Origin of the sequence: Paracoccus shandongensis, from assembly GCF_017315735.1 — a bacterium.
Classification (GTDB): domain Bacteria; phylum Pseudomonadota; class Alphaproteobacteria; order Rhodobacterales; family Rhodobacteraceae; genus Paracoccus; species Paracoccus shandongensis.
This window is the reverse complement of sequence record NZ_JAFLRK010000005.1, coordinates 75238-89797: the sequence shown is the minus strand read 5'-3', so window position 1 is coordinate 89797 and position 14560 is coordinate 75238. Positions and strand designations below refer to the sequence as shown.

The window sequence follows — 14560 nt, the reverse complement described above, 5'->3', positions numbered from 1 at the left end:
ATAGGTTTCGCCACTTCAGGGGGCGTTCTTCCCGATTGCTGTGGTCTTTTCAACCATCCGCCGTCAGGATAGCCAAGATCATTGTGCGAAAAAGAGCGCAAGACAGGAAATCGCGCAATTGTCAGGGGGGACAGGCAATGCGGTCGGCCGAATTGATCGAGTTGTGGCGCGGCGGGCAGCGCGAAAGCCTGCATTGCGGCGATGCCGTGATCTGCGACACCAAGGGCGTCGTCGAGGCCTGGGGCCGGCCTTCGCAGATCGTCTTCCCCCGGTCCTCCTGCAAGATGATCCAGGCGCTGCCCCTTGTGGAAAGCGGCGCGGCGGATGCGGCGGGGCTGACCGAACGGCAGCTGGCGCTGGCCTGCGCCAGCCACAGCGGCGCGCGGATGCATGTGGATGCGGTGGGCCAATGGCTGCACGCCCTGGGCCTGGCCGAGCATGACCTGCGCTGCGGCTGCCACATGCCGCAGGACCGCGATGAAAACCGCCGCCTGACCTGCGGCGACGAAAGCCCCACCCAGCTTCACAACAACTGTTCGGGCAAGCACGCGGGCTTCCTGACCCTGAACCGCCACCTGGGCGGCGGGGCCGAGTATGTGGACCCCGGCCACCCCGTCCAGCAGGCCGTGAAGGCCGCCTTCGAGGAGGTGACCGGAGAGGTCAGCCCCGGCTACGGCATCGACGGCTGCTCGGCCCCGAACTGGTCCTGCTCGCTGGCGGGTCTGGGGCGGGCGATGGCGGCGTTTGCCGATCCGCCCAATGATGCGCGCGGCCGGGCCATGCGGCGGCTGGTGGATGCGATGCGGACCCATCCCGAACTGGTCGCGGGCGAGGGGCGGGCCTGCACGATCCTGATGCGCGCCATGAACGGCCATGTCGCCGCCAAGACCGGGGCCGAGGCGGTCTTCGTGGCCATCCTGCCCGACCAGGGCCTGGGCGTCGCGCTGAAGATCACGGACGGCGCGACCCGCGCGGCCGAGGCGGCGATCACCGCCCTTCTGGTCCATCTGGGCGCGCTGCCTGACAACGACCCGGCGGTGGGGCGCTTCCTGACCGATCCGATCCGCAACTGGCGCGGCCTTGTCACCGGAGAGATGCGGACCGCCCCCGGCTTTCCCGCCTAGATCATCTGCCAGACCAGCCGCAGCGCCAGCGCGGTCGAGGTCACCACCAGCAGCGGCTTGATCAGCCGCGCGCCGATGCGCGTGGCAAGCCGCGACCCCAGGCTGGCGCCCGCGATCTGCGCCGCGCCCATCACGATCCCCAGCAGCCACAAGGGCTGGCCCACCAGCGCAAAGGCCGCAAGCCCGCCCAGGTTCGACGCGAAGTTCAGCATCTTGGTATGCGCGGTGGCCTTCAGCACGCCGTATCCGGCCAGGGTGACAAAGGCGATCATGTAGAACGACCCCGCCCCCGGCCCCAGCAGCCCGTCATAAAACCCCACCAGCGGCACCGCCGTCAGCGCAAAGACCCCCGGCGCGACCCGCTGCACCCGGTCCAGGTCGTTCAGCCCGGGTTTCAGCGCGAAAAAGGCGGCAATGGCGATCAGGATCACCGGCAGGATCAGCCGCAGCCCGTCGGTCGGCAGATAGCTGACCAGCGCCGCCCCCAGGGCCCCCATCGCCCCCGCGATCAGCGCCGATCGTCCTTGGCTGCGCAGATCGACCAATCCGCGGGACGCATAGCTGATGGCGGCGGTGGCTGCCCCGAACACCCCCTGCACCTTGTTCGTAGCCAGGGCCTGCGCGGGCGGGATCCCCGCCAGCATCAGCGCGGGCAGGGTGATCAACCCGCCGCCCCCGGCGATCGAATCGATGAAGCCCGCCGCGAAACCGGCGGCGGCAAGGATCAGGAAAAGCTCGAGGGAAAGATCCAGCATGATCCGCGCCATGCGCTTTTGTCGGGGCATTGTAAAGGCTGGGGGTTTCACACCCCCATTCGGGCCTGCCGGCCCCTTCTCCGCTGAAAAAGGTCCACCGGACCTTTTCCCGGGCGCTTCGAAGCTCCATGGGATATTGAAGCCAAAGTGAAAGGGACGATGATGTTCGATGATCTGACGCATCGGGTGGTGCAGGCGCCGATGGCGGGCACCTCGACGCCGGAACTGGCGGTGGCCGTCTGCAAGGCAGGGGGCTTGGGCTTCGTGGCGCTTGGCGCGCTGGATGCGGCGGGCGCAGGCAAGGCGATCCGGGCGGTGCGGCAGGGGACGGACCGGGCCTTTGGCGTGAACCTGTTCTGCCATGCGCCCGCGCGGCGCGACCCCGTCCGGGAAGCCGGGTGGATCGAGACATTGCGCCCGGCCTTCAGGCGGTTCGGATCCGAGCCTCCGGCCCGTTTGTCCGAGATCTATCCCAGCTTTCGCGGAAACGGCGACATGCTCTCGATGCTGCTGGCCGAGAAACCCGCCGTTGTCGGCTGCCATTTCGGCCTGCCCGGGCCGGACCAGATCGCGGCCTTGAAAGGGGCGGGGTGCAAGCTGTGGGCCACGGCGACCTCGGCCGCCGAGGGAGCGGCGATTCGCGAGGCGGGCTTCGACGTGATCGTGGCGCAGGGGCATGAGGCGGGGGGCCATCGCGGCATCTTCGACCCCGATGGGCCGGACCGGCGGCTGGATCACATGGCCTTGGTCCGGGCGCTGCTGCCGCTGGGCCTGCCCGTCGTGGCGGCGGGCGCGATCATGGACCGGGCGGCAGCGCGGGCGGCGATGGATGCGGGCGCGGTTGCCGTGCAGTGCGGCACGGCCTTCCTGCGCGCGCCCGAGTCTGCTGCGCCGCCTGCGCATCGCGCGGCGCTGTCGGGCGGGCGGACGGCGATGACGCGCGCGATCTCGGGGCGGCCGGCACGGTGCCTGGTCAACGATTTTACCGCCATCGACGATGCGGGGGCGGCGGATTATCCGGTGGCCTATGACCTCGGCAAGGCGCTGAACGCCGCCGCCTCGGCCCGGGGGAACACCGGATATGGCGCCTTCTGGGCAGGCACCGGGGCTGCGGCCAGTGTCGCGCGGCCTGCGGCGGAAACCGTGCGGGCCATCAGCCCGTGACGAAGTCGCGGGCGGAGTAGCCTTGCAGATACAGAAGCGCCGTCAGGTCGCCGTGGTTGATGCGGATGGGCGCCTGCGCCGCGACAGCCGGCTTGGCGTGCAGCGCCACCCCGGTTCCGGCCAGCTGGATCATGCCCAGGTCGTTCGCGCCGTCGCCCACCGCGATCACATCGGCAGGGGTCAGGCCGCGCGCGGCGGCGATCTCCTCCAGCGCCTCGACCTTGGCCTCGCGGCCCAGGATCGGCAGGCCCACATGTCCGGTCAGCAGTCCCCCCTCGGCCAGCAGGGTGTTGGCGCGGTGTTCGTCAAAGCCCAGGCGGTCGGCGATCGCCTCGGTAAAGGCGGTGAAGCCGCCCGAGACCAGCGCTGCATAGCCGCCGTTGGCGCGCATCGTCGCCACCAGTTCCGCCCCGCCCGAGGCCAGCGTGATGCGCGAGGCCAGCACATCCGCGATCACGCTGTCCTTGAGACCCGCCAGCAGCGAGACGCGTTCGGTCAGCGCGCCGTGGAAATCCAGTTCCCCGTTCATGGCGCGGGCGGTGATGTCGGCCACCCGGGGGCCGACGCCCGCGACATGGGCCAGTTCGTCGATGCATTCCTGCCCGATCATGGTGGAATCCATGTCGGCCAGCAGGATCGCCTTGCACCGCCCCTGGGTCGGCTGGATCGCCAGGTCCAGCGTCTGTTGCTGCAAGTCGGCCCAGACAGTGTCGAAGTCGGCGGGATGGGCCTCCACGTCGAATTCCGCCGCGATGGCGGGGTTCAGCCAGCGCAGCGGCCCACCCTTCCAGCGGTCGGCCAGGGCCTGCGCCACATCCCTGGTCAGGTTGGCGCGCCGGGGCGAGGCGATCAGCGAAACGGTGAACATGGGCCGCAACTCCTTTTGGCGGCGGTCTAGGCCAAGGCGGCGGGCTGCGCCAGAGGCGGGCGGCGGATGCCCAGGAACGGGCCGTCGCCTGCCGCGTCGATCCGGGCCATGGCCTCCGCGATGGGCTCGGCGATCACCGCCATGGCGAAGGCCGTGGCGTGGATCATCCGGTCGGGCCCGGTCGCCAGCGCGACATGGCCCGGCCAGAACAGCAGGTCGCCGCGCTGGATGCTGTCCGCCGCCGGGAAGGCCGCGCGCTGCAGGTCGCTGTCGCCGGGGCAGGGGATGCCGCAGGCCGTCAGCGCCGCCTGAACGAGGCCCGAACAGTCGATCCCCCACCGGCTGTTGCCGCCCCACAGATAGGGCGTGCCCCCCAGGCTTTCCGCCACCGGCACCGGATCCGTGGCAGGCCCGTCGCCGATATGCTGGACCGGCACAAAGCCTCCGGTCGCCAGCCGGGCAAAGCGCCCCTCGATCCCCGAAACCGACAGGCGCGCGCCCAGCGACAGGCTGGTCCGTTCCGGCTGCTTCATGTCGGGCGCGGGATAGACATGGGTGGCGGGCGCGGTCACGCGATGGGTGATCGGCGGCAGGTCCTGGCCCAGCGAGGCCCCGCGCAGCCAGCCGCAATAGCCGTCAAGCGCCGCCTGCACGAAGCACCAGTCGCCTCGCGTCTCGATCACCGTCAGGTCCGCGCCGAAATTGACCTGCCGGTCGCGGCGGCCATCGGGCGCGGTCATCAGGTCGGCCAGGGGCACGGCCAGCCGGGCGGGATGGCCGGGGGTATAGGCCGGACGCTCGATCACGCCCGCCAGGCTTTCCAGGGCCACGCGGTCGGTCGCGGGCGTCAGGCGGCGGTCCAGCGTCATGGCAGGATCTGCGGCAGGGCGGCCAGGATCGCCCGCGCCCCCTGGCCCGCGCCGCCCTTGGGACGGCCCGGCGCGGCGGCCGGCTGCCAGCCATAGATGTCCATGTGGACGTAACGCCCGGCGCCTTCGGCAAAGCGGCGCAGGAACAGCGCGGCGGTGATCGACCCGGCCATGCCGCCCGAGGGGGCGTTGTCCAGATCGGCAATCGCGGGCTCGATCTGCGCCTCATAGCCGTCCCAGAAGGGCATCCGCCACAAGGGATCGCGCACCGCTATCGCCGCCCGGGACAGCGCATCCGCCGTGGCGTCGTCGTCGCAATAAAAGGGCGGCAGGTCGGGGCCAAGCGCCACCCGCGCCGCCCCTGTCAGCGTCGCCAGCGAGATCATCAGCTCGGGCGCTTCCTCGGCCCCCAAGGCCAGCGCATCGGCCAGGATCAGCCGGCCTTCGGCATCGGTGTTGTTCACCTCGACCGTCAGGCCCTTGCGGCTGGTCAGCACGTCGCCGGGCCGGAAAGACGCGGCCGAGACGCTGTTCTCCACCACCGGCAGCAGCACCCGGATCCGCATCCGGTCCGCCGCGCCCGTCAGTGCCAGCATCCGCAGCAGCCCAAGCGCGGTGGCCGCCCCGCCCATGTCCTTTTTCATCAGCAGCATGGACGCGGACGGCTTGATGTCCAGCCCGCCGGTATCGAAGCAGACGCCCTTGCCGACCAGCGTCAGGCGCGGCCCGGAATCACCCAGGCGGATGTCGATCAGGCGCGGGGCCTGTTCCGCCGCGCGGCCCACCGCGTGGATCATCGGCAGGTTCGCGGCCAGCAGGTCCGGGCCGGTGGTGACGGTGATCGCGGCCCCGATCTCGCCCGCCAGGGCGCGGGCGGCGGCTTCCAGGTCGATGGGGCCCATGTCGTTGGCGGGGGTGTTGATCAGGTCGCGGGCCAGGAACTCTCCCGCCGCAAGCGCGCGGACATGGGCGGCGTCAATGCCTTCCGGGCAGGTGAACTGCGGGCCGGAATAAGGGCTGCCCTTGTAGCGGATGAAGCGGTACTGGCCCAGCAGCAGCGCCAGCGCGGCCTCGTCCCGGTCAAGGCCCTCGGGCAGGATGGGGCGCCAGGTGCCCGGCGGCAGGGCGGCCGCATGGGCCAGCATGAATCGCTGGCGGCCCGCCTGTGCGCGGTCGCCAAGCCCCAGGAAGGCCCCCGCCAGCCCGCCCGAGGCATTGGGCAAAAGGCAAATCTCGCCCGCCTTGGCGGAAAAGCCGCTGGCAGCGGGCCAGGGGCCTGCCTGGTCGGCCAGGGGGTCGCCCTTCCACACGGCCCAGAGCGGCAGGGCATCGGCGGACGGGGGGGCGAAGTCGGGGATCATGGGGCTGTCCTTGTCTGTCCGGGCGCCAGACTACAGCCTGCGCTTGCGCCCGCAACCCTAGCCAAGCCCGGCGCGGTCCCAGATCGCCGTCAGCGAGCGGTTGCCGACCCGCATCAGGCGCGCATGGATGGCGCCAAGGGCGACCGGGTCGCGCTTTTCCGCGCAGCCGCCCAGATCCATGGCTACGCCCGCCAGCGACAGAAGCCCGATCTGCCAGGCCAGCCGCGCCAGAAGGTCGCATTGGCGCACGGCCTCGGCCAGATCAGAGTCGCGGATGGCCTTGTCGGTGGATGTCAGCGCGCCCGCCAGCTGTTCCAGGGCCAGCCCGATGACGTTCTGCGCCGCCGTCTCGCCCAGTTCGGTCACGATATCGCCCACCCGGCGGGAATCGACCCGCACGGGTTCGGAAACGGCCAATGCCGTGATCTGTGCCATCTGCCTTACCTTCGCCTTGCACGTCCAGTTCCGACACCATGCCCTGCCGCGGTGAAGAAAGGCTTGCCGCGGCCGCAAGAAATCGCTCGAATTTGTCTCAATCACCGCCTATCAACCGGCGGGACAAGAGAGGTGAGACATGCAGAACATCCGCCCCCTGCCGCAATACCTGGTCGGCCGCTTCCATGGCTGGCGGGCCACGTCCTATTCCGAAAACAGCGCCTGGTATCGCCGCCTGGCCACCGACGGGCAGCGCCCGCGCGCCATGGTGATTTCCTGCTGCGATTCGCGCGTCCACGTCACCAGCATCTTCGGCGCGGATTCGGGCGAGTTCTTCATCCACCGCAACATCGCCAACCTGGTGCCGCCCTATGCGCCCGACGGGTTGCAGCACGGCACCTCGGCCGCGGTCGAATACGCGGTGCAGGCGCTGAAGGTCGCGCATCTGATCGTGGTGGGCCATACCAGCTGCGGCGGCGTCGCGGGCTGCCATGCCATGTGTTCCGGCCATGCCCCCGAGCTTGAGGAAAAGACCAGCTTCGTCGGCCGCTGGATGGATGTCCTGCGCCCCGGCTATGACCGCGTGAAGGATCTGCCCGAGGACCGGCAGATCGCCGCGCTGGAGCGCGAGGCCGTGCTGGTGTCCATCGAGAACCTGATGACCTTCCCCTTTGTCCGCGCGGCGGTCGAATCAGGGCAGATGTCGATCCACGGCCTGGTCCATGACATCAGCGAGGGCACGCTGGTCCAGGCCATCGACGGCGGCAAGGCCTGGGTCGAGGTCTGACCGGGACGCGCGGGGTCCGGGATCCCGCGCCTGTCCGCCGGGGTGGGACATGGATCCGGATGTCGTCCGGTCCATGGGACAACCGTCCTGCCCTTCGTTCGCGACCGCGTTCCCATTGCCAAGGGACAGGATTCAAATTTCATCGAATGTAGCGGCAGGTTTGCGCCTGCCGTCACACAGGCCTTGCTGAAACGCGACTTCGCCGTCACCGGCACGCCGGTGGAACGCGGGGAGGACGAGTCGGTCAAGCTGAGCGCCTTCGATCTGACGCACAAGACCCATGGCCGCCTGCTGTCGGCCGATGGCGACGGCAATGTTGCCCTGTTCGACCGGGCCGGCAATGCGATGGATGCCGCCCATGTGGATGCGCTGTTCGGCGCGGCGGGCACCGTGCGGTCCGCCGTGGTGGACCGCATGATGTGACGCCGGTCAGGCGTCGGGCTTCCAGCGGATCACGCGCCACAGATACAGCGCGACGATGCCGACCACGACCGCCGTGGACACCGGGTTGACCCAGTGTTCGACCCGTTCGTACTGGTCTTCCAGCAGGTATCCCGCCAGCGCCAGCCCGCCCGACCAGATGAAGCTGCCAAGCGCGGTGTAAAGCAGGAACTGCCCCTGCGGCATTCGCTCGATCCCGGCGGGGATCGAGATCAGCGTGCGCACCGTGGGAACGAAGCGCCCGAAGAAGACCACGGCGCGGCCGTGGCGGTGGAACCAGGCCTCGGCCTGCTCGAACTCGGACGGGGTGGTGGTCAGCCAGCGGCCGTGCCGCGCGATCAGGCGGCGCATCCGGTGCGCCCCCACGGCACGGCCTGCCAGATACCACAGGTAGGCGCCCGCCAGCGACCCAAGGCCTCCGGCCAGGATCGCCAGCCACAGGGGCGTGCCGCCGCGCGCGGCGTTGAAGCCCGCCAGCGGCATGATCAGTTCGGACGGGATCGGCGGAAAGACGTTTTCCAGCAGCATCAGGGCGGCGATGGCCCATGCCCCGCCGCCTTCCAGAAAGCCGGTGATCCAGTCGAACACCGATCAGCCCTTCTTCAGGACGCGGTTGCCCAGCAGTTCGGCGATCTGCACCGCGTTCAGCGCCGCGCCCTTGCGCAGGTTGTCGCTGACGCACCACAGGTTCAGGCCGTTTTCCACCGTCACGTCCTGGCGGATGCGGCTGACGAAGGTCGCGAAATCGCCCACGCATTCGACCGGGGTCGTGTATCCGCCCGGCTCGCGCTTGTCGACGACCAGGATGCCCGGCGCCTCGCGCAGGATGTCGCGGGCCTCGTCCTCGTCCAGGAAATCCTCGAACTCGATGTTGATGGATTCGGAATGACCCACGAAGACCGGCACCCGCACGCAGGTCGCCGTAACCTTGATGGCGGGGTCGAGGATCTTCTTCGTCTCGGCCACCATTTTCCATTCCTCCTTGGTGTCGCCGCTGTCGAGGAACACGTCGATCTGCGGGATCACGTTGAAGGCGATCTGCTTCTGGAACTTCTTGGCCGCGACCTCCTGGCCCGGGACATACATGCCCTTGGTCTGGTCCCACAGCTCGTCCATGCCTTCCTTGCCCGCGCCGGACACGGACTGGTAGGTGGAGACGACGACCCGCTTGATGCGCGCGCGGTCATGCAGCGGCTTCAGCGCCACCACCATCTGCGCGGTCGAGCAGTTGGGGTTCGCGATGATCATCTTGTTCTTGTAGTCGTGGACCGCGTCCGGGTTCACCTCGGGCACGATCAGCGGGATCTCGGGGTCGTAGCGATACAGGGAACTGTTGTCGATCACCACGCAGCCCGCGGCAGCCGCGCGGGGGGCGTGGACCTTGGTCGCGTCCGATCCGATGGCGAACAGCGCGATGTCCCAGCCGGTGAAGTCGAACTGCTCGATGTCCTTCACCTTGATGGTCTTGTCGCCAAAGCTGACCTCGGTGCCCTGCGACCGGCGCGAGGCCAGCGCGGCAATCTCGTCCACGGGGAACATGCGTTCATCGAGGATGTTCAGCATTTCGCGGCCCACGTTGCCGGTGGCGCCTGCGACGACGACTTTGTAACCCATCTCCTTGGGACTCCCTTTTCTGGCGGTCAGGGGCGTTTAGCGCAAGCATGGGCGCAGGGGAAGGGAAAAGGGGTCAGGCCAGCACCAGCCTTTCGTCGCTGCGCCCCAGATCCGCGACCCAGGCGGCCTCGGCGCCGAAGTCATGGGGCACCTGATCGGCGGTGCGGCGGCCCGACAGGCTGGCGCTGGCGAAGAAGTCGAAGCCGTGAAGAGTCAGGCCGGTCAGCCGCGACCGCAGCAGCAGCGCGATCATCATCGCCCCCGTGGTGGGCGGCGCGGCAAGCCGGTCCTTCAGCGCGCGATAGTCCCCCAGCGGGTGCAGGTAGAAGCCGGGGCTGGTGGCCGTCCGCCAGTCCAGCCGCTTACGCTTGGGCGACATCCACAGGATGCGGCCGGGCTGCAACCGCGCGCGGTCCGCGTCGGGCAGGCGCACCGCCAGGGCCAGCCAGTCGGTGCGCGTGCCGTGGCTTTCGGGCGCGGGCATGGGCGCGCGGTTGATGCGGATCACCAGGTCGGCGGCGTCAATGGCCGCGCCCTGGCGACCTTCGGCCAGCGAGCGGGCATTGCCGATCAGGGCGACCCTTTTGCCCCCGAGATCCGCCAGCAGGTCGCCTTGCGGGACCGACAGGGATTGCAGCGCCGCCTCATCGCGCAGCAGGCGGGCGGCATGGAAGGACAGCCTGTTCATGGACGGGCCAGCAGGTCGTTGTAGAGGGCGACCAGGGCGCGGGCCTCGCCCTCGATGGCGTGGTTCGCGGCGACATGGGCGCGGGCGGCCTGGCCTGCGGCGATGCGCGCGGCATCATTGTCCAGCCAATGCCGCAGCGCCCCGGTCAGCGCATCAAGGTCATCGGGCGCAACCAGGCTGCCGGTCACGCCGTCGCGGATCAGCGTCTCGTAGGCGCCGACGCGGGCGGCCACGGTGGGCACGCCGCAGGCCATCGCCTCCAGGGGCGTCAGGCCGAAGCCCTCCCACCGGGCGGGGGCGGCGAACAGGTCAAGCGCCTGGTAATGGCGCACCACCTGGTCCCAGGGCAGCTCGCCCAGGAAGCGGATGCGGTCCTGCAATCCGGCTGCAGCGATCTCGGCCAGAAGCCCGTCGGCGAAGGCGCGGTTGTCGGGGGTGATGCGGCCGGTGAAGACGATCTGCGCGCGCGGGCGGTCCGGCAGCAGCCGCAGCCCGGCCCGGACCAGCAGGTCGACGCCCTTCTGCGCCCGCACCCGGCCAAAGCAGCCGATCAGCACCGCGTCGGTGTCAAGCCCCAGGTCGCGCCGCAGCGCGGCCCGGTCGGCGGGCGGCTGGAAGACCGCCGTATCCACCCCGTGCATCACCACCGTCGCGGGGCGGTCCAGATAGCTGGCGGCCTTGTCGGACGTTGCCACCAAGGCGTCCTGCTGCCGGATCAGCCATTTGGTGAACCCTGTGTGGCGGCGCTGCGCGGCGGATGTGAACAGCAGCCGGTATCTGCGCCGCAGCACCCGCCGCAGGATCAGGCCAAGCGCCATTTCCGTGTTGCGCCGGGCGTGCCAGACGCGCCAGCGGTCGCGCGGCATCAGGGCCGCGCGCCACAAGGGGATATGGGGCACCTCCGGCGGCAGGCCGGGGCCGGTCGCGCGGATCGCGATCATCCGGGCCTGCACCGGGATCAGCCGCACCACCGTGGCGGTGACGCCCGACAAGCGGCGCTTGAGGTTCGGGGCGACGACCAGGGGGTCAGGCATGGCGGTTCTCGGCGCTGAACAGATAGAAGGCCAGCCCTATCGCCAAAGGCACCAGGAAGAACAGGAAGATGTAGCTGTAGGCCTGGGCCGGGGGATGGCTGGCGGAAGCCGTCAGATAGACCGGCCGCGACAGGAACTGCATGATCCCCACCCCCAGGATCGAGACCATGTTCATGAAGGTGATCCCCCGCCCGACCAGGTGGTGCGGCAGGAAGGCCCGGCCATGCGACATGATCAGCGAATAGGAACTGTCGGAAATGCAGACCATCACCAGCAGCACCGAGGACAGCACCAGGCTGGTCCCCGACCCCAGCCACAGCCCCGCCAGCACGAGGCACAGCAGCAGCGTGTTGGCGACCGAGGTGCGCTTGTCCGAGCCCATGGCCCGCACGATCCAGCCCACCGACAGGTTCGCCGCGACCATCGCCAGCCCCATGCCCAGCGTCACCCAGCCGATCAGGCCGTCGCCCGCGCCGTAAACCTCGGACAGGAAGGGGCCCGCCCACAGCCCGCGGATGCAGGCGGATGCGGCATAGGTCACGCCCAGCAGCGGCAGGATCAGGCGCAGTTCCCGCACGGCCCACAGGTCGCGCAGCCGGGCGCGGGGCTGCTGGCCCGCGGTCTTGCCGGGGTTGCGCACCAGGGCCAGGATCGCCAGCGCCACCATCAGCGTCACCACCGCCAGTCCGCCAAGCGCCGCGCGCCAGCCGATGGCGTCGATCACCCAGACCAGCGGCGCGGCCCCCAGCATGTTGCCCAGCGATCCGATGCCCACCACCGCGCCGCCCGCAGCACTCATGGATGCGGCAGGCAGGGTGCGGGCGAAGATGAAGAAGCTGCCCATCATCACCGGCGCGCAGCCCACGCCCAGCAGCGCCATGGCCAGGTGGATGTGCCAGGGCGCCTGCGCCAGCGCAAAGACCAGCGCCCCGCCGCAGCCGCCCACGCCCAGCAGCGCCGCCACCGTCTCGCGCGGGCCGTAACGGTCCAGCGCCCAGCCGACCGGGATCTGCACCGCGGCAAAGGCGATGTACCACAGCCCCGAGGACAGGGCGAGATCGGCCGGTCCCGCCCCCAGTTCCGCCCCCAGCGTCGGCGACAGCACCGCCAGGAAGGCGCGGTAGAACTGGCTCAGCGTATAGCCCAGGACAAGGGACATCAGTCCCGGCGACAGGATCCAGCGCATTCCACCCCCTCGGTTGCGCCGGAAAGCTGCGCCAAGCCCGCGCCGGGTGCAAGACGTCGTGGAAATACGGCCCAACTTGACCAGCCCAGGGCGGGCGGCTAGCACCGGACCCGCTGCCGCGACCCAAGAAACCCGGAGGAACCATGTCCGACCCCTATTCCCTGCTTATCCTGCCCGGCGACGGGATCGGCCCCGAGGTCATGGCCGAGGTGGTCAAGGTCATCGACTGGTTCGGGGCCAATCGCGGCATGTCCTTCGACATCAGGCACGGGCTGGTCGGCGGCGCGTCCTACGACGCCCACGGCGTGCCCCTGACGGACGAGACGATGGCCCTGGCGCAATCGGTCGATGCCGTGCTGCTGGGCGCGGTCGGCGGGCCGAAATACGACGTTCTGGATTTCAGCGTGAAGCCCGAGCGGGGCCTTTTGCGCCTGCGCAAGGAGATGGACCTGTACGCCAACCTGCGCCCGGCGCAATGCTTCGACGCGCTGGCCGATTTTTCCAGCCTCAAGCGCGAAGTGGTGGCGGGCCTCGACATCCTGATCGTGCGCGAGCTGACCTCGGGCATCTATTTCGGCGAGCCGCGCGGCATCCATTCCGACGACAACAACCCCGGCAACGAGGGCGGCCGCGTCGGCATCAACACGCAGCGCTACACCAGCGGAGAGATCCGGCGCGTGGCCCGTTCCGCCTTTGACCTGGCGCGCAAGCGGTCGAACCGGGTCTGTTCCATGGAAAAGGCCAATGTGATGGAATCCGGCATCCTTTGGCGCGAGGAGGTGCAGTGGGTCCACGACAACGAATATCCCGATGTCGAGCTGTCGCACATGTATGCCGACAACGGCGCGATGCAGCTGGTCCGCCGTCCACAACAGTTCGACGTGATCGTGACCGACAACCTGTTCGGCGACATCCTGTCGGACGCGGCGGCGATGCTGACCGGCAGCTTGGGGATGCTGCCTTCGGCATCCTTGGGCGCGCCGATGGCGAACGGGCGGCCCAAGGCGCTGTATGAACCCGTGCATGGCAGCGCGCCGGATATCGCGGGCCAAGGCAAGGCCAACCCGATCGCCTGCATCCTGTCCTTCGCCATGGCGCTGCGCTATTCCTTCGACCAGGGCGAGGCGGCGGCGGATCTGGAACGCGCGGTGGAAACCGTGCTGGCCGACGGAGCGCGCACCGCCGACCTGATGGGACCGGAAGGGGGCACCCCTGTCACCACGTCCCAGATGGGCGACCGCATCATCGCCGCGCTGTCCCGGGGCTGATGGAGGGCGCGTCCAACGTCCGCGGCGCGGCCCTCGCCCTGCTGGCCATGGGCATCTATGCGACGCATGACGTGGTCATCAAGGTGCTGGGCGCGCAGTATCCCGCGTTGCAGGTGCTGTTCTTTTCCTCGCTCTTGTCCTTTCCGCTGGTCACGCTGATCGTCATGCGCGACCCCACCCCCGGCACGCTGCGCCCGGTCCATCCCGGCTGGGTGGCGCTGCGCACGGTGGTGGGCGTGGTGTCGGGGATGGGCAGCTTCCTCGCGTTCTCGCACCTGCCGCTGGCGCAGGTTTATGCGATCCTGTTCTCGGCCCCGCTGCTGGTGACGATCCTGTCGATCCCGATCCTGGGCGAACGGGTCGGGCCGCACCGCTGGGCCGCCGTGGTGACGGGCCTTCTGGGCGTGCTGATCGTGCTGCGCCCCGGCGCGCAGGCGCTGCAATGGGGGCACCTGGCGGCCCTGGCATCGGCCGTCGCCTCGGCCAGCACGGCCGTGATCCTGCGCAAGCTGGGCCGGGCCGAACGCCCCTTGGTGCTGCTGATGTGGCCGATGCTGGGCAACTTCGTGGCCACCGGCGCCTCGCTGGCCCTGGATTACCGCCCGATGGAGCTGCCGCATCTGGCGCTGGCCGGGGTGATCGCCTGCCTGGGCCTGGTCGCGGGCTTCCTGCTGATCCTGGCCTATCGCGCGGGCGAGGCCGCGATCGTCGCCCCCATGCAGTATTCGCAGATCCTCTGGGCCACCGCCTATGGCTGGATCTTCTTCGGCGAGATGCTGGACCTGCCCACCGTCGGGGGCGCCGCCGTGATCATCGGATCGGGCATCTACATCGTCTGGCGCGAAGGGCGGGGCAATTCCGCCAACCGCCCCGTGATCGCCTCGCGCATCCGGGCAGAAACGGTGACGGCGCCCCGCGCCTCGCTGTTGCAAAGAATATGGCCGCCGCGCCCCTGACGGGGCTTGC

Annotated in this window: 16 protein-coding genes; 6 read left to right on the top strand and 10 right to left on the bottom strand. The window is 69.6% G+C overall.

The window, feature by feature from the left end:
* Nucleotides 1-137 precede the first annotated feature (137 nt).
* Nucleotides 138-1124 carry an asparaginase gene (locus JX613_RS05855; RefSeq protein WP_207100533.1) on the top strand — a complete coding sequence of 329 codons (987 nt, stop codon included), beginning with the start codon at nt 138-140 and terminating at the stop codon, nt 1122-1124.
* Here JX613_RS05855 and JX613_RS05850 read toward each other — a convergent pair.
* Nucleotides 1121-1879 carry a TSUP family transporter gene (locus JX613_RS05850; RefSeq protein WP_207100532.1) on the bottom strand — a complete coding sequence of 253 codons (759 nt, stop codon included), beginning with the start codon at nt 1877-1879 and terminating at the stop codon, nt 1121-1123. The two genes, JX613_RS05855 and JX613_RS05850, sit on opposite strands and share 4 nt — an antisense overlap.
* A 162-nt stretch (nt 1880-2041) precedes the next feature.
* On the opposite strand from JX613_RS05850, the gene JX613_RS05845 reads away from it, so the two are divergent.
* The gene (locus JX613_RS05845) at nt 2042-3043 is read left to right on the top strand and encodes an NAD(P)H-dependent flavin oxidoreductase (RefSeq protein WP_207100531.1); all 1002 of its coding nucleotides are present in this window, start codon (nt 2042-2044) and stop codon (nt 3041-3043) included.
* Here JX613_RS05845 and serB read toward each other — a convergent pair.
* The 4 genes from serB to JX613_RS05825 are packed head-to-tail and all read right to left on the bottom strand — an operon-like array spanning nt 3033 to nt 6576.
* The gene (serB, locus tag JX613_RS05840) at nt 3033-3911 is read right to left on the bottom strand and encodes a phosphoserine phosphatase SerB (protein WP_207100530.1); all 879 of its coding nucleotides are present in this window, start codon (nt 3909-3911) and stop codon (nt 3033-3035) included. The genes JX613_RS05845 and serB overlap by 11 nt on opposite strands.
* A 26-nt stretch (nt 3912-3937) precedes the next feature.
* A complete protein-coding gene (locus tag JX613_RS05835; protein WP_207100529.1) occupies nt 3938-4780 on the bottom strand; it encodes a C40 family peptidase in 843 nt (280 codons plus the stop codon).
* Nucleotides 4777-6141, bottom strand: coding sequence for a leucyl aminopeptidase family protein (locus tag JX613_RS05830; protein WP_207100528.1), 1365 nt, complete (start codon nt 6139-6141; stop codon nt 4777-4779). The genes JX613_RS05835 and JX613_RS05830 overlap by 4 nt, the downstream gene beginning before the upstream one ends.
* A gap of 57 nt (nt 6142-6198) precedes the next feature.
* Nucleotides 6199-6576, bottom strand: a complete 378-nt coding sequence (locus JX613_RS05825; RefSeq protein WP_207100527.1) for a hypothetical protein — start codon at nt 6574-6576, stop codon at nt 6199-6201.
* A gap of 139 nt (nt 6577-6715) precedes the next feature.
* Between JX613_RS05825 and JX613_RS05820 the strand changes: the two genes are divergently transcribed.
* Complete coding sequence (locus tag JX613_RS05820; protein WP_207100526.1) at nt 6716-7363, top strand: carbonic anhydrase; 648 nt, start codon at nt 6716-6718, stop codon at nt 7361-7363.
* 183 nt (nt 7364-7546) lie between these two features.
* Nucleotides 7547-7786, top strand: a complete 240-nt coding sequence (locus JX613_RS05815; protein WP_207100525.1) for a hypothetical protein — start codon at nt 7547-7549, stop codon at nt 7784-7786.
* Nucleotides 7787-7792: 6 nt separating this feature from the next.
* On the opposite strand, the gene JX613_RS05810 is transcribed toward JX613_RS05815, so the two are convergent.
* The 5 genes from JX613_RS05810 to JX613_RS05790 all read right to left on the bottom strand — a co-directional run bounded on the left by JX613_RS05810 (nt 7793) and on the right by JX613_RS05790 (nt 12326).
* The gene (locus JX613_RS05810; RefSeq protein WP_207100524.1) at nt 7793-8392 is read right to left on the bottom strand and encodes a VTT domain-containing protein; all 600 of its coding nucleotides are present in this window, start codon (nt 8390-8392) and stop codon (nt 7793-7795) included.
* A 3-nt stretch (nt 8393-8395) separates the two neighbouring features.
* Complete coding sequence (locus JX613_RS05805; protein WP_207100523.1) at nt 8396-9418, bottom strand: aspartate-semialdehyde dehydrogenase; 1023 nt, start codon at nt 9416-9418, stop codon at nt 8396-8398.
* 73 nt (nt 9419-9491) lie between these two features.
* Complete coding sequence (locus JX613_RS05800; protein WP_207100522.1) at nt 9492-10106, bottom strand: glycosyltransferase family 29 protein; 615 nt, start codon at nt 10104-10106, stop codon at nt 9492-9494.
* A complete protein-coding gene (locus JX613_RS05795) occupies nt 10103-11140 on the bottom strand; it encodes a glycosyltransferase family 4 protein (RefSeq protein WP_207100521.1) in 1038 nt (345 codons plus the stop codon). Before JX613_RS05795 ends, JX613_RS05800 begins: the two co-directional genes overlap by 4 nt.
* The gene (locus JX613_RS05790) at nt 11133-12326 is read right to left on the bottom strand and encodes an MFS transporter (protein WP_207100520.1); all 1194 of its coding nucleotides are present in this window, start codon (nt 12324-12326) and stop codon (nt 11133-11135) included. The genes JX613_RS05795 and JX613_RS05790 overlap by 8 nt, the downstream gene beginning before the upstream one ends.
* A 143-nt stretch (nt 12327-12469) precedes the next feature.
* On the opposite strand from JX613_RS05790, the gene leuB reads away from it, so the two are divergent.
* Together leuB and JX613_RS05780 are read left to right on the top strand one after the other, a co-directional pair.
* The gene (gene leuB / locus JX613_RS05785) at nt 12470-13594 is read left to right on the top strand and encodes a 3-isopropylmalate dehydrogenase (RefSeq protein ID WP_207100519.1); all 1125 of its coding nucleotides are present in this window, start codon (nt 12470-12472) and stop codon (nt 13592-13594) included.
* A complete protein-coding gene (locus tag JX613_RS05780) occupies nt 13594-14550 on the top strand; it encodes a DMT family transporter (protein ID WP_207100518.1) in 957 nt (318 codons plus the stop codon). Before leuB ends, JX613_RS05780 begins: the two co-directional genes overlap by 1 nt.
* The last annotated feature ends 10 nt before the right edge of the window (nt 14551-14560 follow it).